This window comes from Streptomyces sp. NPDC044719, from assembly GCF_056433405.1.
In genome coordinates this window covers 217,105-240,746 of record NZ_JBWKHE010000009.1, presented here as the reverse complement: position 1 = coordinate 240,746, position 23,642 = coordinate 217,105, and the positions used below count along the sequence as shown (strand labels likewise).

At 72.8% G+C, this 23,642-nt stretch carries 21 protein-coding genes; 6 read left to right on the top strand and 15 right to left on the bottom strand.

All coding sequences use genetic code 11. From position 1 onward, the window contains the following. Positions 1–76 precede the first annotated feature (76 nt). The 4 genes from AC07DF_RS33035 to AC07DF_RS33020 form a co-directional block, all read right to left on the bottom strand. Positions 77–1,096 (bottom strand): polyprenyl synthetase family protein, encoded by a 1,020-nt coding sequence (locus tag AC07DF_RS33035; RefSeq protein ID WP_478980204.1) that lies wholly within the window; start codon positions 1,094–1,096, stop codon positions 77–79. Positions 1,097–1,236: 140 nt separating this feature from the next. Beyond that, complete coding sequence (locus AC07DF_RS33030; protein ID WP_478979756.1) at positions 1,237–2,304, bottom strand: tetratricopeptide repeat protein; 1,068 nt, start codon at positions 2,302–2,304, stop codon at positions 1,237–1,239. A 184-nt stretch (positions 2,305–2,488) separates the two neighbouring features. Next, positions 2,489–3,166, bottom strand: a complete 678-nt coding sequence (locus AC07DF_RS33025) for an AIM24 family protein (RefSeq protein ID WP_478979754.1) — start codon at positions 3,164–3,166, stop codon at positions 2,489–2,491. A gap of 80 nt (positions 3,167–3,246) precedes the next feature. After that, positions 3,247–4,698 (bottom strand): CAP domain-containing protein, encoded by a 1,452-nt coding sequence (locus tag AC07DF_RS33020; RefSeq protein WP_478979752.1) that lies wholly within the window; start codon positions 4,696–4,698, stop codon positions 3,247–3,249. A gap of 324 nt (positions 4,699–5,022) precedes the next feature. Between AC07DF_RS33020 and AC07DF_RS33015 the strand changes: the two genes are divergently transcribed. After that, positions 5,023–6,276 (top strand): SGNH/GDSL hydrolase family protein, encoded by a 1,254-nt coding sequence (locus tag AC07DF_RS33015; RefSeq protein WP_478979750.1) that lies wholly within the window; start codon positions 5,023–5,025, stop codon positions 6,274–6,276. A gap of 166 nt (positions 6,277–6,442) precedes the next feature. Here the strand turns inward: AC07DF_RS33015 and AC07DF_RS33010 are convergent, their stop codons facing one another. From AC07DF_RS33010 to AC07DF_RS32995, 4 genes are read right to left on the bottom strand one after another with little or no spacing between them, the layout of a single operon-like run. Then, positions 6,443–9,379: a helix-turn-helix transcriptional regulator gene (locus AC07DF_RS33010; protein ID WP_478979748.1), complete on the bottom strand. Its 2,937-nt coding sequence runs from the start codon at positions 9,377–9,379 to the stop codon at positions 6,443–6,445. A gap of 46 nt (positions 9,380–9,425) precedes the next feature. Further along, entirely contained in the window at positions 9,426–9,788 is a 363-nt protein-coding gene (locus tag AC07DF_RS33005) for a UBP-type zinc finger domain-containing protein (RefSeq protein ID WP_478979746.1), read from the bottom strand. Then, a complete protein-coding gene (locus AC07DF_RS33000; RefSeq protein ID WP_478979744.1) occupies positions 9,785–11,230 on the bottom strand; it encodes an ATP-binding protein in 1,446 nt (481 codons plus the stop codon). The genes AC07DF_RS33005 and AC07DF_RS33000 overlap by 4 nt, the downstream gene beginning before the upstream one ends. Continuing rightward, positions 11,227–12,903 (bottom strand): NAD(P)/FAD-dependent oxidoreductase, encoded by a 1,677-nt coding sequence (locus tag AC07DF_RS32995; protein WP_478979742.1) that lies wholly within the window; start codon positions 12,901–12,903, stop codon positions 11,227–11,229. The genes AC07DF_RS33000 and AC07DF_RS32995 overlap by 4 nt, the downstream gene beginning before the upstream one ends. Positions 12,904–13,091: 188 nt before the next feature. Here AC07DF_RS32995 and AC07DF_RS32990 point away from each other — a divergent pair, with 188 nt between their 5' ends. Continuing rightward, entirely contained in the window at positions 13,092–13,973 is an 882-nt protein-coding gene (locus tag AC07DF_RS32990; protein WP_478979739.1) for a universal stress protein, read from the top strand. Between the two features lie 13 nt (positions 13,974–13,986). Here AC07DF_RS32990 and AC07DF_RS32985 read toward each other — a convergent pair whose 3' ends face one another. From AC07DF_RS32985 to AC07DF_RS32975, 3 genes are all read right to left on the bottom strand, one after another. After that, positions 13,987–15,219, bottom strand: coding sequence for a DUF4032 domain-containing protein (locus tag AC07DF_RS32985; protein WP_478979737.1), 1,233 nt, complete (start codon positions 15,217–15,219; stop codon positions 13,987–13,989). A gap of 41 nt (positions 15,220–15,260) precedes the next feature. Further along, complete coding sequence (locus AC07DF_RS32980; RefSeq protein WP_478979735.1) at positions 15,261–16,007, bottom strand: MBL fold metallo-hydrolase; 747 nt, start codon at positions 16,005–16,007, stop codon at positions 15,261–15,263. A gap of 116 nt (positions 16,008–16,123) precedes the next feature. Then, positions 16,124–16,747: an alpha-ketoglutarate-dependent dioxygenase AlkB gene (locus AC07DF_RS32975; RefSeq protein ID WP_478979733.1), complete on the bottom strand. Its 624-nt coding sequence runs from the start codon at positions 16,745–16,747 to the stop codon at positions 16,124–16,126. Between the two features lie 118 nt (positions 16,748–16,865). Here AC07DF_RS32975 and AC07DF_RS32970 point away from each other — a divergent pair, with 118 nt between their 5' ends. Together AC07DF_RS32970 and AC07DF_RS32965 are read left to right on the top strand one after the other, a co-directional pair. After that, a complete protein-coding gene (locus tag AC07DF_RS32970; RefSeq protein ID WP_478979731.1) occupies positions 16,866–17,498 on the top strand; it encodes a TetR/AcrR family transcriptional regulator in 633 nt (210 codons plus the stop codon). 17 nt (positions 17,499–17,515) lie between these two features. Next, entirely contained in the window at positions 17,516–19,189 is a 1,674-nt protein-coding gene (locus tag AC07DF_RS32965; RefSeq protein WP_478979729.1) for an FAD-binding dehydrogenase, read from the top strand. Between the two features lie 19 nt (positions 19,190–19,208). On the opposite strand, the gene AC07DF_RS32960 is transcribed toward AC07DF_RS32965, so the two are convergent. From AC07DF_RS32960 to AC07DF_RS32950, 3 genes are all read right to left on the bottom strand, one after another. Further along, the gene (locus tag AC07DF_RS32960) at positions 19,209–19,559 is read right to left on the bottom strand and encodes a DUF488 domain-containing protein (protein ID WP_478979727.1); all 351 of its coding nucleotides are present in this window, start codon (positions 19,557–19,559) and stop codon (positions 19,209–19,211) included. A 72-nt stretch (positions 19,560–19,631) separates the two neighbouring features. Then, a complete protein-coding gene (locus AC07DF_RS32955; protein WP_193478998.1) occupies positions 19,632–19,883 on the bottom strand; it encodes a WhiB family transcriptional regulator in 252 nt (83 codons plus the stop codon). 103 nt (positions 19,884–19,986) lie between these two features. After that, positions 19,987–21,204: a saccharopine dehydrogenase family protein gene (locus AC07DF_RS32950; protein WP_478979724.1), complete on the bottom strand. Its 1,218-nt coding sequence runs from the start codon at positions 21,202–21,204 to the stop codon at positions 19,987–19,989. A gap of 112 nt (positions 21,205–21,316) precedes the next feature. On the opposite strand from AC07DF_RS32950, the gene AC07DF_RS32945 reads away from it, so the two are divergent. Then, positions 21,317–22,024 (top strand): TetR/AcrR family transcriptional regulator, encoded by a 708-nt coding sequence (locus AC07DF_RS32945; RefSeq protein ID WP_478979722.1) that lies wholly within the window; start codon positions 21,317–21,319, stop codon positions 22,022–22,024. An 11-nt stretch (positions 22,025–22,035) separates the two neighbouring features. Here the strand turns inward: AC07DF_RS32945 and AC07DF_RS32940 are convergent, their stop codons facing one another. After that, positions 22,036–22,932 (bottom strand): LysR family transcriptional regulator ArgP, encoded by an 897-nt coding sequence (locus AC07DF_RS32940; RefSeq protein WP_478979720.1) that lies wholly within the window; start codon positions 22,930–22,932, stop codon positions 22,036–22,038. An 81-nt stretch (positions 22,933–23,013) separates the two neighbouring features. On the opposite strand from AC07DF_RS32940, the gene AC07DF_RS32935 reads away from it, so the two are divergent. Beyond that, positions 23,014–23,631 carry a LysE/ArgO family amino acid transporter gene (locus AC07DF_RS32935; protein ID WP_478979718.1) on the top strand — a complete coding sequence of 206 codons (618 nt, stop codon included), beginning with the start codon at positions 23,014–23,016 and terminating at the stop codon, positions 23,629–23,631. The last annotated feature ends 11 nt before the right edge of the window (positions 23,632–23,642 follow it).

Sequence of the window (23,642 nt, the reverse complement as noted above, 5' to 3'; positions counted from 1 at the left end):
CGTGGAACGCGCCTGGTCACAACCCTCGCCCGCCGACCCGGCCGAGGTCAATCACGGCCGGGCGGACGCATTCGGATCAGACGTCGCGCCGTACCAGGAAGCCGAGCAGCGACCGCAGTTCCCCGACCGCTCCCGCCGCCAACGGCACCCCCGCGAGCGCCGTCTCGACGGCGGCGAGGTGATGCCGGGCCTCGGCCAGTGCGGCCGAACGGCCGCCCGCCTCCTCGATCAGCGCCGCCGCCGCATCGGGCTCCTCGCCGCTCTCCAGGAGCGCGGCGAGCCTGCCGCCGCTCGGGGAGCCGAGCGCGACCAGTACCGGGAAAGTCTTTTTGCGCTCCCGCAGATCGCCGTGGACCGGCTTGCCGGTGACCCGGGGGTCACCCCAGATGCCCAGCACGTCGTCGACGATCTGGAAGGCGACCCCGAGGTGCCGGCCCGCACGGTCGAGCGCGGTGGCAGTCTCCGGGGCGGCACCTCCTAGCACGGCACCCAGCGCGGCGGCGCAGCCCAGCAGGGCGCCCGTCTTGTGCTCCGCCATCGTCCGGTACTCGTCGGGACGTACCCGCCGCGGTCCCCTCCAGGGCCGTTCGGCGAACAGCAGGTCGTCCGCCTGTCCGCGCACCAGGTCGCCCAGCGCTCCGGACAGCGTCCGTACGGCACCGGCGCCGCCCGGCTGCGCGGCGAGCGTCTCGACGGCCAGCGCGAACAGGGCGTCACCCGCGAGCACCGCGGGCCCCGTGCCGTAGGCCTTCCACACGGTCGGGCGGCGTCGCCGGTCCGCGTCGCCGTCCATGATGTCGTCGTGCAGCAGGGAGAAGGTGTGCACCAGCTCCACCGCCACGGCCGCGGCCACCCCGGCCCGGCCGGGCGCACCGGCCGCCTCGGCGCCGAGCACCGCGAGTGCCTGCCGTACGCCCTTACCGCCGGAGGCGACGGCCGGGGCACCGCCCACCTCGCACCAGCCGAAGGAGTACGCGGCCATCTCGCCGACCCAGGGATGCAGCCGCCCGACGGCCTCGGCCAGGGCGGGGCGCACGAGGGCGCGGCAGCGATCGAGGACCGCGTGGGCGTCGCCGGAGCGGCCGGAGTCACCCATCAGCCCCTGCGGCTCGCCGGGCGTCGCGGTGTCCTGCCGGATCGCGTGCGCGGTGGTCGGGGACTCCGCCGCCGTGTCTTGCCGCGCTGCCCGTACCGCCGTGTCCCGCCGTGCCGTCTGTACCGTCGTGGGGAGCGCCGTCATCGTGCCGCCTCCGTCGCACCCGCGAGGGCGAGCCCCTTGTCCGGTATGCCGAGCTCCTCATGGGCGCGGGCCACCATGGTGCGGGCGTGCTGGAGGCCGATCCGCTCCAGCACGCCGGCGAGGTCGGCCAGTTCGGCCGCCGTCTCGCCGCGGTCGCGGCCCAGCCGGGCCAGGGACTTGGCCAGCCCGAGGCGCGAGAGCGCCTCCCCGCGCGGCTCGCTCATCTCGCGGAACTCCGCGAGCGCCTGCTCGTACAGGGCACGCGCCTCGGTGTAACGCCCTGCCCGGTACAGCACGTTGCCGCGCATCTTGTGGTTGTACGCCAGCGCGCTGGACAGCCGCATCGCGCGGCAGGTCGTCTCCGCCTCGCTCAGCAGCTCCAGGGCCCGCTCGGTGTCCCCGTCGCGCACCGACACGACGTCGGCCAGTCCGCGCAGCGCCCACGCGTGTCCGCGCCGGTCCTCGGCGCGGGCGGCGATCTCGGCGGACTCCTCGAACAGGGCGTACGCCCTGTCGTAGTTGCCGGTGTTGCGGTGCATCTGCGCGATGCCCTCCAGCGCCCACACCGTGTGCCGCGCCTCCCCGCGCCGCCGGGCCTCGGCGAGCAACTGCTCGTGCAGCCGGCCGACGGCCTCGTAGTCGCCCTGGATGCGGCCGGTCTCCGCGAGGCCCGCCAGCGAGTAGCCGCGTACGACGATGTCCCCGCCGCGTTCGCCCAGGTCGGCCGCGAGCTGGAGGAGGCGGCGGGCCAGCGGGAGCGCGCCGCGCTGCCGGGCCAGCGTGCCGCCGCTCCACAGGGCCCAGGCCATCGCCCCGGTGTCCTCGGCCTCGCGGGCGGCGCGGTAACTCGCCTTCCAGGCCCGGTCCGCGTCCGCGACCCGGCCCAGCCGGCGCTGCGCCTCCGCCACCGCGAGTCCGGAGCGCGCCACCTCCCCGGGCTCGCCGGCGCGCTCGGCCGCCCTCAACTGCTCGGTGCCGGCGGCCAGTACGTCGGTCAGTGAGGAGTTGACGGACAGGGTGGTGAGCGCGCCCTGGTACTCCGGGGCGAATGCCTTGCCGTACATCGATGCCTTTCGGTCCGTATGCGCACCATGTATACACACTGCGTATACATGGTGCGTATAGAAGGGGGGAAACCGGCCCTGGCCACAAGGGCCAGGGCATCACCTGTTGCCGATCAAGACGTCGGCGGAACGGACCGGGTTGCCTGTGAGGCGTAGATCACCCGAGGGGGCCTCGGTGCCGGAATCAGTGCTGCCCGGGTTTCTGCGGCGTCGCCTCGCTCGGCCGTACGACGACGTATCCCTCGCCCTGGAGCAGCAGTTGAACGGCCTCGCCGGAGCCGCCGCGCAGCATCGACCCGATGGACTGGGAGCGGTGCAGGGAGGTCTGCAGGCCCGCCGTCCAGCCGACGATCGCGTCGGTGTCGACGTACACCGGGTACTGCGCGGAAACGGGGATGACGAGCGGGGTGCCCTCGCAGACCAGGCCCAGTTTGCCGTGGCCGGTGAAGACACTGTTGAACAGACCGCCGCCGGTGATGCCGGCGCCCTTCACCGTCGCGATGCGATACGACAACGTGGCGTCGAAGCACAGCACGTTGCGGCCGTTGACGGTGAACTCGTCGCCGGGTTCGACGTCGACGATGAAGCAGTTCTGCGCTTCGTGGGCGAACCAGGCCTCGCCTTGCCCGCGCACCGCCATCAACGGCAGTCCCTCCCCGGTGACCGCGCGCTTGAGCATGCCGCCCACGCCCTGGCCCTTGCGCTCGAACTGGAGATTGCCGCGGTATGCGATCATCGCGCCCTGCCGGGCGAGCATCTCGCCGTTCACCGTGTACCGGACGCACTTGGCGTTCTCGACCGTCATGCCCGCCGCGACGGCCGGCTGTGCCATGTGCTCATTGGAAAAGAGGTCACCCTTCATACCGGCATCCTCGCCCGGAGCGTTTCCCTCCGCCAAGATCGCGGGCGGGGTTGACGGTTGCGGGGCGCGGTGATGCGGTGTCAGGCGCCGAAGAGCTGCGTCCAGTAGGTGCCTGCCCGGCCGCCGCCCGCGAAGCCGATGCCGATGTGGGTGAAGCCGGGCTTGAGGATGTTGGCCCGGTGACCCGGGCTGTTCATCCAGCCCTCGACGACGTCGGCGGGGGAGCGCTGGCCGCAGGCTATGTTCTCGCCGATGGAACGCCGGGCGGATCCTGCCGCGGTGGCGCGGTCCCAGGGCCGGCTGCCGTCGGGCGCGGTGTGCGAGTAGAAGGCGCGGGCGACCATGTCGGCGCTGTGCGCCTGCGCGGCGGCGGTGAGGAGAGGGTCGACGGCCAGGGGCGGGAGCCCGGCCTGTGCCCGCTCCCGGTTGGTGAGGTCCGTGACCGCTGATGCCGTGGCCCGCAGCCCGTCCGTTGTGAACGGCCCGGCCCACAGGGCGGTCCAGTAGGTGTCACCGGAGGGACCGTCGTGGACGTGGGCCAGTCCGGTGTGGGTGAACGCCGGGTCGAGCAGGGTGCGGCGCGCGGGGCCGGTGCGCAGGCAGTACGCGACGAACTCGGCGGGTGAGCGCGGGCCGGACACGAGGTGCTCGCCGATGGTGAGATACGCGTACCCGACGCCGGTGACGCGCTGGTAGACGGAGACACCGTCCCGGCTCTCGACGCCGAGGCGCCCCGTCATCGCCATGGCGGCCGCGTGCTCCCGGGCCGCGGCCGCCAAGCGGGCGTCGAGGGCGGTCGGCGGTGAACCGGCTTCGGCCCGGGCGGAGTTGACCAGGGCCACGAAACCGTCGGGGGCTGGTGCCGAGGGAGCGTAGGCGGGAGGGCCGGGGGAATGGGCGGCGGGTCCGGTGGCGGTCCCTTGCCGCGCGGCCGGAACCCGCGCCTGCCCGGCCGCGGGCGCGAAGGCCGCTTGCCGCGCCCCGCGGTCGAGCGGTCCGGGCCGCGCGCCCGGCGCCCCGCCTGCCGAGCCCGGCCCGGACGCGGCTGTGTCGTCCACGACGTCGACACCGAAGTCCCGGGCGACGCCCGCCAGTCCGTCGGCGTACCCCTGGCCCACGGCCCGCAGCTTCCAGCGGTCGCCGCGCCGGTAGAGCTCGGCGAGCAGCAGCACCGTCTCCTGGCGGGGGCGCGGAGGGGTGAACCGGGTGAGCGGGCGGCCGGCGGCGTCGCTGACGTGCAGCGTGGGGGAGGGCAGGCGGCCGAGGGCGGTGCCGGGCTCGGCGGGGCTGACGGCGACGGTGACCCGGGTGGCGCCGGCACGCAACCTCGCCGGGGTCACGGTGAGCGTGTCGCCCCGCAGCACGGCTCCCGGCGCGGTCGGCTGGTTGTAGAAGACGAAGTCGCCGTCGCCCCCGACCCTTCCGCTGTCGTCGGTGATCAGCGCGGACACGTCGAACGGCCCGGGCACCCGGACGGTGACCGCACCGCCCGGCAACGCCAGATTGCCACCGGGGACCAACTCGCTCGCCACGCCCGGACAACGGCCCTGGGGGGACGAGGGTTCCCACCGTCGGACGCCCGCGGCACCGCCACGACCGGAGTGATCCGGCCCGGAGGATCGGGTCCACCGACTGCCAGGCCCGTTCCGGCGACCGCGAGGTGGTCACCCCTGGGCGGCGGTGAAGCCGTCCTGACCGGCCCAGGAGGCACCCGGGCGGACACGAACCCCCTGTCCGGCCCCTCCACCCGCACGGCGTCGGAGGCCGCACCGTTACCGTGTCGTACGCCGGGACCACCCCGGACGACCCGCCTCGCGCATGAGAACGCCCGCCGACCGGCCGAAGGAGCGCCGACGATGCCCCGCGCCGCACGCCCCCGCACCGCCCTGGCCGCCCTCTCGATCTGTCTCGTGCTGGGCTGCGGAGCCGGTGCGGCGCCCCAGGGGGCCGGGCCTGCCCGGCCGCCCAGTGCCCCGGCGGAGCCGGGGGACGGCGTGGTCACCTGGGCCTCCTCGGCCGACCGCATCGGCGAAGCGGTCGACGGCCGCGGCTACCGGCTGGTGGTGCACACCAGCATCGGCGGCAGCGGCCTGCGGGTGCGGCTGTCCAACGCCTTCGGCGACCAGCCGGTGACCTTCGGCAACGTCCACGCCGGCCTGCAGCGGGACGGGGCCGCCCTCGTCCCGGGCAGCAACAGACGCCTCACCTTCGACGGATCGCGCTCCGTCACCGTCCCGGCCGGCGGCATCGTTCACAGCGACCCGTTGCCCGGCCATGTCCCCGCCGCGAGCTCGCTCGTCGTCAGCCTGTACGTCCCCCGGGCGGGAGGCGCGCTCACCGGGCACTGGATGGCTATGCAGACGTCGTACACCGCCGAGGGCGATCACACCGCCGAGGAGAGCGCGGCCCACTGGAAACAGCGGACCGGCTCCTGGTTCTACCTCGACGCCGTCACCGTGCGGCCACGGTCCGCGGCGGGCGCCGTGGTGGCCCTCGGCGACTCGGTCACCGACGGCTGGCAGTCCACCACCGACCTCAACCGGCGCTGGCCCGACTACCTCGCCCGCCGGCTGGCCAAGTCCCCCACGACGACCGTCGAAGGGGTGGCCAACGCGGGGATCGCCGGCAACAGGGTCCTGACCGATGTTCCCGGGCAGAGCGCCCTGAACCGCCTCTCGCGGGACGCGCTCTCGCTGCCCGGCGTGCGCACGGTGTTCCTCTTCCAGGGCGTCAACGACATCAAGGCCGAGCCGGGCGCCACGGCCGCCAGGCTGATCGCCGGATACCGCGCCCTGGTCAACCGGGCGCACGCGGCCGGCAAGTGCGTCGTCGGCGCCACGATCGCCCCCTTCAAGGGCTGGCGGGAATGGGACCCCTCCGGGGAGGCCGTGCGCCAGGAGGTCAACACCTTCATCCGTACCAGCGGCGAGTTCGACGCGGTCGCCGACTTCGACAGCGTCCTGCGCAGCCCCTCCGACCCGGAGCGGATCCAGCCCGTCTTCGACGGCGGCGACCATCTGCACCCCAACGACAAGGGGATGCGGGCGATGGCCGACGCCGTCGATCTCGAGAGCCTCGACTGCGGGAGCCGTCAGCCCGGTCAGGGATAGGCGACCGGATTCGCCACGTTCGTCGCCGAGTCGGACGGCCCGCCCCGGTCCGTTGACGACGTGATGGCCCCGTTGCCGCCCGGGGAGACGGTGGCGAAGGCACGAAGGCGCGGGGGCCCGCCGCCCAGGCCCGCCCGGCAGCCGGCCGGAAGGCCGGTCGTGCCGGTCAGCCGGACGCCGACGGCTCCGGGGTGATCAGACCCTCCCGGTAGGCGATCGCCACCGCCTCGCCGCGGCTCGACGCGCCCAGCTTGGCGAGGATGTTGGAGACATGGACGCTCGCCGTCTTGCCGCTGATGAACAGTTCGTCGCCGATCTGCCGATTGCTGCGGCCGAGGGCGAGCAGCCGCAGCACCTCCTGCTCGCGTGCGGTGAGCGCGCCGGCCCGGTCGCCGGTGTCCGGTGTGTCCGAGAGCCGACCGCGCCGGACCAGGGCGTCGACCTGCTCCCGCAGCGGCGTAGTGCCGAGGGCGTCGGCTGTCTCCCGGACCGCCCGGGCCTCCGCCACCGCCTCTTCTCGACGCCCGGCCGCCACCAGCGCCTCGGTGTACCGCAACCGGCAGCGCGCCTGCTCGTAGACATCGCCGTAGCCGAAGGCCTTCACCGCCTCCGACCAGGCTGCCGCGTCCGGGCCCGACACGGCGCGGAGCCACTCCGCCTCCGCCCGGGCCAGCCATGCCTGTCCCTCGGGACCCTGGGGCGTGCCGTTCTCGCCGTGGGTGGCGGTGGCCCGCGCCATTTCCACCAGTTCGGTCGCGGTGTCCGTCCAGCGGCGGGTCCCGGCCTCGTCGCCGGTCAGCCGCAGCCCGGCGGCCTCGTCGGCCACCGCGGACAGCGCCAGGGCGGCGAGCCGGACCGTGGCGTTCGGGCGGGGGACCGCCTCGTCGGCGAGGGCCGTGACCGTGGACCGCATCCACCGCACGGCGTCCTCGGGATCACCTCGCAGACCCGCGGCGTCGGTGAGCACGATGCCCGCGACCAGGGTGGCCATCCAGTCGAAGGGCCCCTCCAGCAGGGCACGCGCCCGGTCGGCCGCCGCGAGATCGCCGCGCGCCAGCATCACGGACAGCGCGGGACCGACGGTGTAGCCACCGGCCGCCGGCAGCACCTCGGCGTCGGCCGCCGCCGCGCGCACGCACTCGTCCCAGCGGCCCAGCACATGCAGCACCATCAGCCGCAGATACCGCATCTCCAGCGGGTACGGCGAGGACAGCAGCCCGGCACGCCGGGCCCGGTCCAGGCCCTCGGTCAGCCAGGGCACGCACTCCGCCAGGGCACCGGACTCGTAGCAGCCCATCGCCAGGTTGAACAGGGCCCGCAGCTCCACCGAGGCGTTGCCCGAACTCCGCGCCAGATCCCGCGCCTTGAGCAGCCGCTCACGGCCCTCCGGACCACGCCGCCCGTCCCCGTCGAAGACGGCCAGGGAGATCAGCAGGTCCGCCTGGGCGTCGGTCACCCGCAGCCGCTCCGCCACCCCCAGGGCCCGGCGGGCGACCCGCAGCGCGGTCTCGTTCTCCCCGACGTGGCGTGCGGCCAGGACATGGGTGGCCGCCGCCCACACCCATGTACGCGACGGAGGGTCCTCGGGGATCATCCCCAGGGCCTCGCTGCTGTAGGCGAACGCCGCCGTCAGGCTGTCCACGCTCAGCAGATTCCCGGCGAGGGTGTAGCGGACCCGGGCGGCCAGCTCGGAGTCGGCGTCCTGGCCGAGCTCGGCCAGCGCGGACCGGCTGAGGGAGACCGCGCGGTGCAGCTCCCCGGCGTGCGCGGCCGCCGCCGAGGCGCGCAGCGTCAGCGTCACCCGGTCGACGCCCCCGCCCGAGGGCCGGGCCTCGGGAGCCACCGCCGGCCACAGATCGAGGGCCGCTTCCAGATGCCGCTGCTCCTCGGCGGGCGCACCGACGCGCTGCGCGTGGTCGGCGGCCTCCAGCGAGGCGGCCAGCGCCTCGGCCAGGTCGTGGCTCTCCCGGTAGTGGTGCGCGCGCTCGGCGGCGCTCTCGGCGGTCCGGCCCCGCCCGGCGAGCAGCCGTGCGAACGCGCCGTGCAGTCTCGCCCGCTCCCCGGGGAGCAGATCCCCGTAGACGGCCTCACGGGCGAGGGCGTGCCGGAAGGAGTACGTGTCGTCGTCCCCGGCCACGAGCAACTGCCGCCCCACCGCCTCGCGCAGCGCCGACTCCAGTTCCTCCTCGGGCAGCCCGACCGCCTCCCGCAGCACATCGTGCTCCACCCGGCGCCCGGCGACGGCCGCGGTCCGCAGCGCCTGCTGCGCGGTGTCGGAGAGCTGCTCGAAGCGGATCAGCAGCACATCGGCCAGTCCGCCGGGCACCGCGCCGGGGTCCGAGTCGGAGGCCGCCAGCAGTTCCTCCGCGTAGAAGGCGTTCCCCTCGGCGCGCTCCACGATCCGCCGCACGGTGGTGTCCGGCAACGGCCGGTGCTCCAGGGCACGCACCAGCCGGGCCACATCGGGATCGGCCAGCGGCCGCAGCTCCAGCCGCTCCACGGCGGGCAGCCGTATCAGCTCCGCCAGCAGCGGCCGCAGCGGATGCCGTCGATGCAGGTCGTCGGCCCGGTACGAGGCGAGGACCGCCAGCCGGTGCCGGAGGACACCCCGGCCGAGCAGGAACCGCAGCAGATCCCGCGACGACTGGTCGGCCCAGTGCAGATCCTCCAGCACGAGCAGCAACGGGGCGACGTCCGCCGCACCGGCCAGCAGCCCCGCCATCCCCTCGAACAGCCGCAACCGCCCGTCCACGTCGCGCACGCCACCGGTCCCGGCCCCCAGCAACCGCTCGACCACGGGATGCGCGGCGAGAGCGCCCGCGAACCGCTCGTCGGCGGCCAGCATCCCGAGAATCTCGGTGAACGGCAGATACGGCAGCCCGACGTCCCCGAGATCCACACAGTGCCCGGTGACCACGGTCATGCCGCTCTCGGCGGCCCGCCCGGCCATCTCGTCCAGCACCCGCGTCTTACCGACTCCGGCATCCCCGGCGACCAGCACGGCCCGGGCCTCACCGGCACGTGCACGCTCCAGTACGCCGGAGAGCCGCTCGAGTTCGGCATCCCGCCCGACAACGGGCGTGGCCGATGAAGCCTGCGGCAACGAAACCAACTCTCTTTTCCGCCGTGTCTCGGACAGCCCCGGGCTCCTAGGCCCGCAACACCTTCGCCCAGTCAACCGGCACCCGCCCCGCAGGCCCCGGCGTCGGCTGATCCGCAGGATGACTCGCAGGCGGAGCCAGTTCAGGCCCGGTTTCGTACAACTCGTTCGCCGAGTAGTCCCAGTACCAGTTCTCCCCGGGCTCGAAGCTCTGCACCAGAGGATGCCCGGTAGCCCGGAAATGCCCCGTCGCGTGCTTCGCCGGCGAACTGTCACAACACCCCACGTGCCCGCACTGCGCACACCGCCGCAGATGGAACCACCACCCGCCGGCCGCATCGCAGTCGAGACACCCGTTGCCGCTCGGCGGCACCCCCGGGTCGATCCCAATGACACCACTGTCGCCACTCATGAAGGCTCCTCCTCGACCGATGTGAGCGGAAGCAGCACCTGGAACCGTGTGTCCCCCGGCTCCGACTCCACCTGAATGCTCCCGTGGTGCTTGTTGACCACGATCCGCCAGGAGATGTCGAGGCCGAGCCCGGTCCCCTCACCCACCGGCTTCGTGGTGAAGAACGGATCGAAGATCCGCCCCCGGTCCGCCGCCGGGATACCGACGCCCGTGTCCCGGAACTCCACCAGCAGCCGGTCGTGGTCCGGAGCCGTCCGCACGGTCAACGTCCCTTGGCCGCCCGCGCTGTTGATGGCCGACACCGCGTTGTCGATCAGATTCGTCCACACCTGGTTGAGCTCCGCGGGGTACGCCGGGATCCTCGGCAGCGTCCGGTCGTACTCCTTGACGACCTTGATCTCCTTGCCGATCTTGGCCGACAGCATCAGCAGGGTGGAGTCGAGGAGTTCGTGCACATCCGCGTTCTGGAAGGGCGCGCGGTCGAGCTGCGAGTACTGTTTCGCCGCGTCGACGAGATGCGAGATGCGTGTGGTCGAGTCGTTGATCTCGTCCATCAGCAACTCGGTCTCGACCGTGTAGTTGAGCCAGCCGATCGCGCTCGGCAGGATCTCCGCGTCCACGGCCGCCGCGATCTGGTCCAGCCAGTCCACGTCCAGACCGGCCTGGACGAAGGTGGGCGCGATCCGCCAGCCGTCGGGGATGCCCTGGTCGTCGAGCCAGTCGCTGAGCGCGTCCTCCCGGTCGGAGGCCTCCAGCGGACTCAGCGTGGGGGCCTTGGCGACCCGCTCGGCGGTGCGCTCCTGGATGTCGATGAGCTTCGCCATGACCTCGGGGGAGTACGAACCCTGCGCGATGATCGCCAGCTTGTGCCGCATCTTGCCGACCCGCTCCCGCAGCGTCGCGGTCGCCCGTACGGCCGCGGCGGCGGGGTTGTTGAGCTCGTGCGTGAGCCCCGCCGACAACGAGCCCAGCGCCAGCAGCCGTTCGCGCTGCCCGATGGCCCGCTGGGTGCTCTTGGAACCGAAGAACAGCCCCTCCAGCAGATGCACCGCCATGGGGAACCACTCCTGCATGATGTCCGCGAAGGTGTCGGCGGGCAGCACGAAGAACCGCGTCGGCTCGGTGACGCGCATGGAGTTGTTGTAGACCTGCCGCACCCGGTCGCCCAGATACGCCTGCATGGACCCCGCGTACACCCCGCGCTGGGAGGTCCGGGTCACCTCCACGTCGTCCCCGCCGACCCGGCGGTACAGCACGACCGTGCCCTCGAGCATCACGTAGAAGCAGGTGGCCGGGTCGCCCTCGGTGTACACGGGGCCGGGCTGGAACCGCTCGACCCGCCCCTCGCCGCAGAGCCTGCCGAGCTGCTCGGGAGTGAGCTTCTCGAACAGGAACAGTGCCCCGATCTCCTGGGGGTTGCAGGGCATCGACTGCCCGCTCATGACTGCTCCAGATACCGGTGGACGAGCATCACGGCCATGGCTCCCTCTCCGACGGCGGACGCGACGCGCTTGGCGGACTCGGCGCGGGCGTCGCCCGCCACGAACACCCCGGGCACGTTCGTCTCCAGGTGGTACGGCGGCCGGTCCAGCTCCCAGTCCCGCGGCGGGCGGCCGTCGGCCGTCAGATCGGGCCCGGCGAGGATGAACCCGCGCTCGTCCCGCAGCACCGTGCCGTCCAGCCAGTCGGTCAGCGGGGCCGCGCCGATGAACACGAACACCCACTGGGCGTCGACCTGTTCGGTGTGCCCGCTGTCCACATCGCGCAAGGTCAGCCGCTCCAGGTGGCCGTCGCCGTGCGCGGCCTCGACGACCGTGCGGGAGCGCACCTGGATGTTGGGCGACTCCTCGATCTGCTGGATCAGGTAGTGCGACATCGACGCCGACAGCGACTCGCCACGCACCAGCAGGGTCACCGACTTGGCCCCCCGGGACAGATACATGGCCGCCTGCCCTGCGGAGTTGGCGCCGCCCACGATGTACACGTCCTGCCCCTGGCAGGAGGGTGCCTCCGTCAGGGCCGACCCGTAGAACACCCCGCACCCGGTCAGGTCGTCGCAGCCGGGCGCCGCCAGCTGCCGGTAGGACACGCCGGTCGCCAGGATCACGCTGTGCGCGGCGACCGCCGAGCCGTCGGAGAACCGCACGATCCGGGCGGCGCCGTTGACCTCCAGCGCCGTCACCTCGCGCGCGGTGAGGATCTCCGCGCCGAACTTCGCAGCCTGCCGCCGTGCCCGGTCGGTGAGCTGCGCCCCCGAGACGCCGTCGGGGAAGCCCAGGTAGTTCTCGATGCGCGAGCTCTGCCCCGCCTGCCCGCCGGTCGCCGACCGCTCCACCAGCACGGTGCGCAGCCCCTCGGAGGCGCCGTAGACGGCGGCGCCGAGCCCTGCCGGGCCGCCGCCGATCACGACCAGGTCGTAGAAGTCGGCCGTCGGGGTCGTCGCCAGCCCGACCCGGGCGGCGAGGTCGACGGCCTCGGGTTCGACCAGGGGCGTCCCGTCCGGGGTGATGACCACCGGCAGCCGCATCCCGTCCGTGCCCGCCGCGGCGAGCAGCCGCCGCCCTTCCGGTTCGTCGGCGGAGTACCAGCGGTACGGCACCTGGTTGCGGGCCAGGAACTCCCGTATGTCCGAGGAGCGTGACGACCAGCGGTGCCCGACCACCTTCGTGCTGGGCACGGGCCGGAAGTCGCTGGTCCGCCACGCCTGGAGCAGATCGTCGAGCACCGGGTAGAGCTTCTCCTCGGGCGGGTCCCACGGCTTGAGGAGGTAGTGGTCGAGGTCGACGACGTTGATCGCGTCGATCGCCGCGTTGGTGTCCGCGTACGCCGTCAGCAGCACCCGCCGAGCGCCCGGGTACACGTCCAGGGCCTGTTCGAGGAACTCGATGCCGTTCATCTGCGGCATCCGGTAGTCGGCCAGGATCACCGCCACGAGATCACCGCGCAGCTTCAGCTCCCGCAGCGCGTCGAGTGCGGACTCGCCGGACTCCGCGCGCACGATCCGGTACGACGCGCCGTACCGCCGCCTCAGATCCCGGGCCACGGCCCGGGAGACCCCCGGGTCGTCGTCCACGGTCATGATGACGGTCCGTGCCGCGTCGGCGGCCTGTGCCATACGTCCCCCCACACCGGGCGGTCGACTACCGGTACGGCGCCCCGGGGCACCGCACCGACCTCCGCCCATCGTATGTTCGATCGCCGCGCCGCGCTCCGATACGGAGATCAGCTCCGGCTGCCTCGGCTCACCGACGGGGGTAGTGAAGACTGAGCAGCACGCAGTGACTTCCCACAGGAGGCAGCCGGATGACACGCCCGATCACCGCAGGGATCGACGGATCGCAGGAGAGCATCGCCGCCCTGGCGTGGGCGGCGAGGGAGGCGGTGCGGCGCGGGATCCCGCTCAGGGTGGTGCACGCGTGGCGGGTGCAGACGCCGGAGATGGTCGAGACAGCGATCACCGGGGACGCCGACAGCCAGGCGGAGTGGGTGCACAGCGCGGTGACCGGGGCCGTCCGGACCGTCACCGAACGGCACCCGGACCTCGATGTGACCACCGACGTCGTGGAGGGGCCGCCCGTCGACACCCTGGTCGCCGCCGCTGCCGGCGCCGAGCTGCTGGTGCTGGGCTCGCGCGGGCACGGGCGGATCGTCGGATTCCTGCTCGGCTCGGTCGGCCAGCAGGTGATCGCCGGAGCCGCCCGGCCCGTCGTCCTCGTCCGCGCGGGCGACGAAGCCTCGGCCGAGGCCGCCGAGCGCGAGATCGTCGTGGGCCAGCAGGGCGACCCGGAGGACAGTGCCGACGCGCTGCGGTTCGCCTTCGAGACGGCGGCCGCGCGCGGGGCGACCGTGCGGGTCGTGCGGGCCTGGACCCTGCCGCCGGTGTTCGCCTACAGCCCGGGCTCGCTGAAGCTCCTCGACGAGGCCGGGGGACTGGAGCCGTACGAGAAGCAGAGCCTGGACGCGGCGCTGCGGCCGTGGCGGGAACGCTTCCCCGACGTACCGGTGACGGAACACGTGGAGATGGGCAGTGCCGGCCAGGTGCTGCTGTCGGTGGCCGGGACGGCGCAGCTGATGGTCGTGGGCCGTCGGGCGCACCGTACGGCCGTCGGGGCCCGGATCGGCTCGGTGGCGCACGGGGTGCTGCACCACGCGGACTGCCCGGTCGCCGTCGTGCCGCACGCCTGACGGCCGCCGCGGCTCAGTCCGCGGTCGGCTGCAGGGTCTTGCGGGCCTTGGGCAGAACGTTCTCGATGTAGTCCTCGACCGCGGTGTCGAGGCCGATGTCGTGCTGAGCCCGCTCGGACATGTACCAGCGGTGTTCGAGGAGCTGGTGGTAGATCTCCGCCGGGTCCACGGCGCCGCGCAGCTCGGGCGGCACGGCCCGCACGGTCGGCCGGAACACCTCCCGCACCCAGCGGTGGGCGAGTACCTCCGGCCGGGCGCCCAGGGGATCGCCCGGCGCGTAGTCGTCCTGGGTGGCCATCCAGCTCTCCAGGTCGTTCAGCAGCCGCCGGGCCTGGTTCTCCTCCGTGTCGAGGCCGGTCAGACGCAGCAACTGCCGCTGGTGGTGGCCCGCGTCGACGACCTTGGGCACGAAGCTGACCGTGTCACCGTTCGAGGCGTGCTCGATCTGCATCTCGGCGACGTCGAAGCCGAGTTCGTTCAGACGGCGGATCCGGCGCTCTATGTAGTGGTACTGGCCGGCCGGATAGACGGAGGTGCGGGTCAGCTCGTCCCACAGGCCGCGGTAGCGGGCACAGATCTCCATGCCGAACTCGATGGGATCCACGGACGGGTGCAGCGCCCCGGACGCCTCCAGGTCCAGCAGCTCCCCGCTGATGTTCACCCGGGCGAGGTCCAGGTCGTACTCGCGCTGTCCGACGCTGAGCCGCGGATGCAGGTCACCGGTCTCGGCGTCCACCAGATAGGCGGCGTAGGCACCCGCGTCCCGCCGGAAGAGGGTGTTGGACAGCGAGCAGTCACCCCAGGCGAACCCGGCCAGGTGCAGCCGCACCAGCAACACGGCGAGCGCGTCCATCAGCCGGTGCATGGTGGCCGGGCGCATGGTCGTCTCGAACATCGAGCGATACGGCATCGAACCGCCCAGATGCCGGGTGATCAGGACGCTCTCCAGCGGGGCGCCGTCCGCGGTGGTGCGCCCGGTCACCACGGCGAGGGGGTCCACCGACGGGATGCCGAGCCGGTCCAGGTCGCGCAGCATGTCGTACTCGCGCTGCGCGGGGCGCTCGGCCAGTTCCTTGACGGCGATCACCTCGTCGCCGGCCCGGGAGTAGCGCACCACGTGCCGGGAGATACCGCGCGGCAGCGGCACCAGGTACTCCTCCGGCCACTCCTCGAGGGGCACGTCCCACGGCAGTTCCAGCAAGAGCGCGGGATGCTCCGGGTTGGTCGCGCTGATCTGCAGTGCCATGGGCCGGGTGTCCTTGTCTCGCCGCCGGTCGTCACATCAGATTAGAGGGCGAGCTCGCGGGCCCGGTGCGCGGCGTCCCGCACGGGACCGCGGTGCACAGGCCCGTGCCCGGGCAGCAGCAGCTCGCCCTCCAGTTCCGCGAGCAGGTCCAGGGAGGCCACGGCGCGCGGGCGCTCGTGGTGGAACATGTCCGGCAGCAGCTGCGGCCCCTCGATCCGCGAGGTGGGGTGCCCGCTGACCAGGGCGTCGCCGGAGATCAGCACCCCCGTGCCCGGCACGTGATAGGCGCAGTGCCCGTCGGTGTGGCCCGGTGTGTGCACCGGCACGGGTCGGCCCGGCAGGTCGAGGGCGCCCGCCGCCGGGAACGGTTCGGGGGCCGTGACCGGGTTGTGCTCCGTGCCGCCGGAGCGCAGCGCGTGCACCACCCACGGCAGCACACCGGGCCGCCAGGCGTTCCTCAGCACCGTTCCGACGGACACCTGGTGCAGGAACTCCCGGCGCGCGTGCGGTACTTCGGCCTCGTGCAGGTAGACGGGCGTGCCGCACGTGGCGCGCAGGTATTCGGCGGAACCCAGGTGGTCGTTGTGCGCGTGCGTGATCAGTACGGCCGCGACCGCCTCGGGGGAGCTGCCCACCTGCGCGAGCGAGGCGAGGACCTGCTCCCGGTCGCCGGGGTAGCCGGTGTCGACCAGCGTGACGGCGTCCCCCTCCGTGAGGATCACCCAGTTGGTGTTGGAGCCGTGCACCAGGTAGGTGCCGTCCGCGACTTGCTGTACGTCTGCCCGCATGATCGCCCCGCGTTCCGTGGTCCCAGCCCGTCGGGAGAAGGAAAGCAGACCCCGCGGCCGGCGGAATCACCGGGTCCGCGGTCAACGGACCTGTGCGACAGGGCGGTCAGGTCGCCTCACCGCACGCCGTGCGGACGGAACTGGACGCTGATGCGCGGCTCGGTCGCCCGCGTGCTCTTGGGGACGGAGTGTTCCCAGGTGCGCTGGCAGGAGCCGCCCATCACGACGAGGTCCCCGTGGCCCAGTGGGCGGCGCACGGTGTCGCGACCGCCCCGCATCGGGCGCAGCAGCAGATCCCGGGGTGCTCCCACCGACAGGATGGCGACCATCGTGTCGGTGCGGGCGCCGCGTCCGATCCGGTCGCCGTGCCAGGCCACGCTGTCCCGGCCGTCGCGGTAGTAGCAGAGCCCGGCCGTGGTGAACGGCTCGCCCAGTTCGCCGGCGTAGTGGGCGGACAGGGCGTCCCGCGCCTCGTCCAGCACCGGGTGCGGCAGCGGATCGTCCGCGCCGTAGAAAGCGAGCAGCCGGGGGACGTCGACGACGTGGTCGTACATCGTGCGCCGTTCCGCACGCCACGGCACCTCGGCGGCCAGCTGTTCGAACAGGTCGTCGGAACCGCTGAGCCAGGCCGGCAGGACGTCGAGCCAGGCGCCGAATCCGAGGTCGGTGCGGCTGATCCCGTCGAGAGGACCGAGGCGCAGCTCGTCGGTCTGGTCGAAGAGGGAGCCCTGGAGATGCATGACCCCAGCGTACTCCGAAATCGAAAATACGTTCCATCGAATCGGAAGGGCTCCATGTCATGAGGCTTTCGATACATCGGTGTATCGAATACAGTCACGTATCGAAAGGGGGCCGGAGATGGCCGTGGAGGGAACGACGGGGCGGGTGACCAGGCGCCGGGTGCGCACGCGGGCCAACCTCCTGGACGCGGCGTTCTCCGTGTTCGCGGCCAAGGGCTTCGGGCACGTCTCCATCGAGGAGGTCTGCGAGGCCGCCGGCTACAGCAGGGGCGCCTTCTACTCCAACTTCTCCAGCCTCGACGAGCTCTTCTTCGCCCTCTACCGCGAGCGGGCCGACCTGATCGCCGAGCAGGTGTCGGGGGCCCTCGCCCTCGACGGCCCCGGCCTGGACGTGCCGGCCGCCGTGGACCGCGTCACCGACGTGCTGCTCCTCGACCGGGACTGGCTCCTGGTGAAGACGGACTTCCTCGTGCACGCGGCCCGCGACCCGGACGTGGCCCGCAGCCTGCTGGAACACCGCGCGCGGCTGCGGCAGGCGATCGCCGAACGGCTCGGCCGGGCCCGCGGACACACCGCACTGCCCGCCGTGCTCGGCGACACGGACGGCGCCGCCCACGCCGTGGTCGCGGCGTACGACGGCGTCACCACCCAACTGCTGCTGGACCGGGACGTCGAACACGCCCGCGTCTGGCTGAAGCAACTGCTCACGGCCCTGCTGACCGACGGCAGCGGCACCCCCGATCAGAACTGAGGAAGGGAACGGTCGCCATGGATGCCGACGTCATCGTCGTAGGAGCGGGCCTCGCCGGCCTGGTCGCGGCACACGAGCTGACCAGCAAGGGCCGCAGGGTCGCCCTGGTCGACCAGGAGAACGCCGCCAACCTCGGGGGACAGGCCTTCTGGTCCTTCGGCGGGCTGTTCCTCGTCGACTCGCCGCAGCAGCGGCGCCTGGGCATCAAGGACTCCTTCGACCTCGCCTGGAGCGACTGGCGCGGCAGCGCCGGCTTCGACCGACTCGAGGACGAGGACTCCTGGGCCGTGCGCTGGGCGCGCGCCTACGTCGAGTTCGCCGCCGGGGAGAAGCGGTCCTGGCTGGACGGGCACGGCATCACGTTCCTGCCCACCGTCGGCTGGGCCGAGCGCGGCGACCTCACGGCGCACGGGCACGGCAACACCGTGCCCCGCTTCCACATCGCCTGGGGGACCGGTACCGGCGTGGTCGAACCGTTCGTCCGCTACGCCGAGCAGGCCGCCCGCGACGGCCTGCTCACCTTCCACCACCGCCACCGCGTCGACGAACTGGTCGTCGACAACGGCACCGCCCGGGGCGTACGCGGCACGGTCCTGGCCGACGACTCCGCACCCCGCGGTGTCGCCTCCAACCGTGACCCGGCAGGCGAGTTCGAACTCACCGCCCAGGCCGTCATCGTCACCAGCGGCGGCATCGGCGCGAACCACGACATCGTCCGCCGCTTCTGGCCCGAACGCCTCGGCACCCCGCCGCAGGAGATGGTCACCGGCGTACCCGCCTACGTCGACGGACGGATGCTCGACATCAGCGCCCGGGCGGGCGTACGGCTGGTCAACCGCGACCGCATGTGGCACTACACCGAGGGGCTGCGGAACTGGGACCCGATCTGGCCCGGCCACGGCATCCGCATCCTGCCGGGCCCCTCCTCCATGTGGTTCGACGCCCTCGGCCGCCGCCTGCCCGGGCCGTACCTGCCCGGCTACGACACGCTCGGCACCCTGAAACACCTGCGCACCACCGAGGACATCGCCGGGTACGACCACTCCTGGTTCATCCTCACCCAGAAGATCATCGAGAAGGAGTTCGCGTTGTCGGGCTCCGAGCAGAACCCCGACATCACCGCCAAGGACCGCGCCGGATTCCTCAAGGAACGCATCCTCGGCAAGGGCGCGCCCGGACCGGTCGACGCGTTCCTGCGCAAGGGCGCCGACTTCGTGACCGCGGCCGGCCTCGAACAGCTCGTCGCGAAGATGAACGACCTCACCGACAAGCCGCTCCTCGACGCGGCCGGGATCAAGCGCCAGATCGAGGCCCGCGACCTGCAGATCGCCAACCCCTACGCCAAGGACGCCCAGGTGCAGGGCATCCGCAACGCCCGCCGCTACATCGGCGACCGCCTCGGCCGGGTGGCCACCCCGCACCGCATCCTCGACCCGGCGGCCGGGCCCCTGATCGGCGTCAAGCTGCACATCCTCACCCGCAAGACCCTGGGCGGCATCCAGACCGACCTCGACTCCCGAGCACTCGGGGCGGACGGCAAGCCGGTGGAGGGGCTGTACGCGGCCGGGGAGGTCGCCGGTTTCGGCGGCGGCGGTGTCCACGGCTACAACGCCCTGGAGGGCACCTTCCTCGGCGGCTGCCTCTTCTCGGGGCGGGCGGCGGGCCGGGCGGCGGCGAAGCAGACCGCCTGACGGGACCGGGCCCGTCTCCTCAGCCTTCGAGGAGGCGGGCCAGCACCGTCGCGTGGCTCCGCTCCGGTGTCTTGGACGCGGTCAGCAGTGTCACGTCACCCTCGCGGACCAGGTCCCGCACCCGGCCGAGGAGTTCGGCGGCCTCGTCGCCGGCCAGCTCCGCCTCGTACCGCTCGGCGAACTCCTCGTAGGAGGCCTCGCCCGCGTGGTACCAGCGGCGCAGCTCCGTCGACGGGGTGACCGCCTTCGGCCACTCGTCCACCCGGGCCGTTTCCTTCGACAGCCCGCGCGGCCACAGCCGGTCGACCAGGACGCGCGTCCCGTCGTCCGGCTCGGGCGGATCGTAGACACGACGGACGCGCACGCTCATGGCCGGCCCCTTCTGCGACGGACGGGTCTGCCGCGAGCGTAACCCCGGCCGCGCCGAACGGCCGGACGGACGTCAGCCGGAGCGGCGCCGGGCTGCCGCGCGCCGCTTCAGCGCACGCCGTTCCGTCTCGCTCGTGCCGCCCCACACCCCGATGGACTGCCCCGTGTCCATGGCCCACTGCAGGCACTCGTCCTGGACGGGGCAGCGCCGGCACACCGACTTGGCCTGCTCCGTCTGCAGCAGGGCCGGTCCCGTGGTGCCGATCGGGAAGAAAAGCTCGGGGTCCTCGTGCCGGCAGGCAGCGTGGTCTCGCCAGTTGTCCATCGAAGTCACCTGCATCACAGTAGAAACGTGCCCGTTCGGATGCTTACTCCATTTCGGGTCACCTGTCGATGCCTCGTGAAACAGTGTCTGGACGGACAGCCGTTCACATCTCGCGCATGCCCCAGGGTGAGCCGTAGGCCGTCAGCAGGTCCAGGAACGGGCCGGCCGGGAAGGCCTCCGGGCCGAGCACGCCCGTGCCGGACCAGGCGCCGGTGGCGAGGAGTTCGAGCGCGACGACCGGGTTGACGGCGGTCTGCCACACCACGGCCTGGCTGCCGTACTCCTTCATCGACCACTGGTTGTCGACCACGTGGTACAGGTACACCTCGCGCGGCTTCCCGTCCTTGACGCCCCGCACCCAGGTGCCCGCGCACGTCTTGCCGTGCATCCGCTCGCCCAGGGTCGCCGGGTCGGGCAGGCACGCGGCGACCACGTCCCGGGGTGAGACCGCCACCGGGCCGTCCGGCCCCGGCACGGTCACCGGGTCGGTGCGGTCCAGACCCAGCAGGTGCAGCGTCTTCAGCGTCTCGACGAACTCCCGGCCCAGGCCGTACTTGAAGGTGACGCGGCGCGCGTCGACCCAGCGCGGGACCAGCAGCACCTCCTCGTGCTCCACGTTGACGCACTCGACCGGGCCGATGCCCTCGGGGAACTCGAAGACCTCGGGCTCGCTGAAGGGCTCGGTGGTGAACCAGCCGCGGTCGCCCTCGTAGACGACCGGGGGGTTGAGGCATTCCTCGATGGTGGTCCAGATGCTGAACGAGGGCGCGAAGTCGTAGCCGTCGACGGTCAGGTTCGCGCCGTCGCGGATGCCGATCTCCTCGATCCGGTCGAAGAGCTCGTCGGCGGCGTAGCGGGCGAAGACGTCCGACAGGCCCGGCTCCACCCCCATGCCGACGAGCGCCAGGACCCCCTCCTTCTCCCAGTCGGCCGCCTCGGCGAACTGCTCGTCGCCGAGCTTCAATCCGCACTCCGCGTACGGCCGTTCCTCGTGCGGGCGGGACAGCGACATCGCCATGTCGAGGTAGGTGGCGCCCGCGGCGCGGGCCGCGTGGAACAGGGGCATCACGAAGCGGGGGTCGGTGGCGTTGAGCAGGACGTCGCAGCGGTGCCGTGCCAGCAGTCGGGCCACCGCCGCCTCGTCACCGGCGTCCACGCGCTCGGCGGTGAACCGCGCGTCGCCGCCGAGCGCCGCGACCGCCGCCTCGGCCCGGGCCGGGTCGTAGTCGGCCACCACCATCGCCTCGAAGAACGGCCGCCGGGCCGCGATCCGGGTGATCGCGCCGCCCACACCGCCGGCACCCACGAGCAGTACACGCATGGCAGAAACTCCCTATTTGCGAAATGTGCGAAGAACGTGACGGGCCCTTGGGGAGATGAAACGCCGCCCGCTGTCTTAAGGTCAATGGCGTTGGCATAAGGAGGGAGCCGTCGTGCCGAAGCCCGTGGTGCCGGAGGACAAACGCCGTCGGCGCAGGCCCACCAAGAGCGGCACCGTGCTGTCCGAAGAGCTGATCGTCGAGACGGCCCTGCGCATGCTGCACGAACACGGCAGCGCGGGACTGACCGCCCGCAGGCTCGGCCTGGCCCTGGACGCCGACCCGAGCACGCTCTACCGGTACTTCCGGGGCATGGACGACCTGACGCTCGCCATCGGCGACGCGCTGATCGGGCAGGCGCTCGGCGGCTGGGCACCGGCGGGGGAGTGGCGGGCGGACCTGCGGGCCGTCGGGCTGCGCATCCACGCCGCGTACGTGGCGCATCCGCAGGCGGCCGTGCTCACCGCCAGCCGTGTCTCGGGCCGGGCCCATGAACTCGCGGCCGACGAGGCGGTCCTGGACGTCCTGCGCACGGCGGGCTTCCCGCTGCCGGACGCGGTGCGGATCTACCACGCCTTCGTCGACACCACACTGGCCTTCGCCGCACTCGACGCCGCCTCGCTGGCGCTGCCCCGTGCCTCACTGCGCGCCGACGAGGAGATGTGGCGCTCGACGTACGCCCGTCTGCCCGCCACCACCCACCCCCGCATCGCGGAAGCGGCACCCCTGCTCGCCACCCGCATGCTGACCAGTGCCTATCCGACGGCCCTGGACATGCTGCTGCACAGCGCGGCGGCGCAGCTGGACGGCATCGAGGCGTAGGGCGGCACGCCTCAGTTGCGCAGCGCCTCCGCGGCGGTCGCCGTCACCGTCTCCGCCACCTGCGCCAGCGCCGGCGAGTCGAGCTTCCACTGCTGCCAGTACAGGGGCACGTCGACCGGCCGGCCCGAGGCGAGTCCCACGAGCCGGCCGGTGCGCAGCAGCGGGTCCGCCTGGGCCTCGGGCACCAGGCCCCAGCCCAGTCCGGCGGCCACGGCGTCCACGAACCCCTCCGAGGTCGGTACGTAGTGCCGCAGCGCGCTCGCGCCGCTGCGCCCCCGGGTGAGCCGGCGGACGAAGCCGTCCTGGAAGTCGTCCCGCCGGTCGAAGGTCACGACGGGCACGTCGAGCAGCACCTCCTCCAGGGGGCCGCCGAGGTGGCGTGCGGCGAAGTCCGGCGCGGCCACCGGGACGTAGCGCATCCGGCCGAGAGACCGCACCGAGCAGCCCGGCACGGCGTCCGGCGACGAGGTCACGGCGGCCATCACCACCCCCTCCCGCAGCAGCGCGGCCGTGTGGTCCTCGTCCTCGCGGCGCAGCTCGAAGTAGAGCCGCAGCTCCTCCGGTACGCGGGTGAGCACCCCGAGGAACCAGGTGGCCAGCGAGTCCGCGTTCACCGCCACCGAGACCCGGGTCGGCTCGCCGGTACCGCTCAGGCCCAGCTCCGCGTACGCGTCGCGCTCCAGCCGAGCCACCTGGCGGGCCAGCCGCACCAGCACCTCGCCCGACTCGGTGGGCCGCACCGGCTTGGTCCGCAGCAGCAGGACCCGCCCCGTGCGCTGCTCCAGCGCCTTCACGCGCTGGCTGATCGCCGAGGGCGTCACATGCAGCGCGGCCGCCGCCGCGTCGAAGGTGCCCTCGTCCACGACCGCGAGCAGGGTCCGCACCTGGTCCAGAGGCAGGTCCGCCATCGCCGTAGTCATCACGTGCGCTAATGATACGTAAGAATCTTTAGCTGTACCCGAGCCGGGTCCGTCCGTAGCGTCAAGGTCATGACCAGCACCTTCACCGCCGCGGCCGCGGGTTTCGGCACCGGCCTGTCCCTCATCGTCGCCATCGGTGCCCAGAACGCCTTCGTCCTGCGCCAGGGGATCCGCCGCGAGGCCGTCCTCGCCGTCGTCGGCATCTGCGCCCTGTCCGACGCCGCCCTCATCACCCTCGGGGTCGGCGGGGTCGGAGCGGTGGTGGTGACGTGGCCGGGCGTGCTGACGGCGGTCGGCTGGATCGGCGGCGCGTTCCTGCTCTGCTACGGCGCCCTGGCCGCCCGCCGGGTGTTCCGGCCGGGCGGCGGCGGCCTCCGGGCGGAGGGGGAAGCGGCCGGATCACGGCGCCGGGCGGTGCTCACCTGCCTGGCGATGACCTGGCTCAACCCGCACGTCTACCTCGACACCGTGTTCCTGCTGGGCTCCGTCGCCGCCGACCACGGCCCGCTGCGCTGGACGTTCGGTCTCGGCGCCGTACTGGCCAGCCTGTGCTGGTTCACCGCCCTCGGCTTCGGCGCCCGGCTGCTCGGCCGTCACCTCGCCAAGCCCGCCGCCTGGCGCGTGATGGACGGCGTGCTCGCCACCACCATGATCGTGCTCGGTGCCGCGCTCATCGCCGGAAGCTGAGACCTCGACTC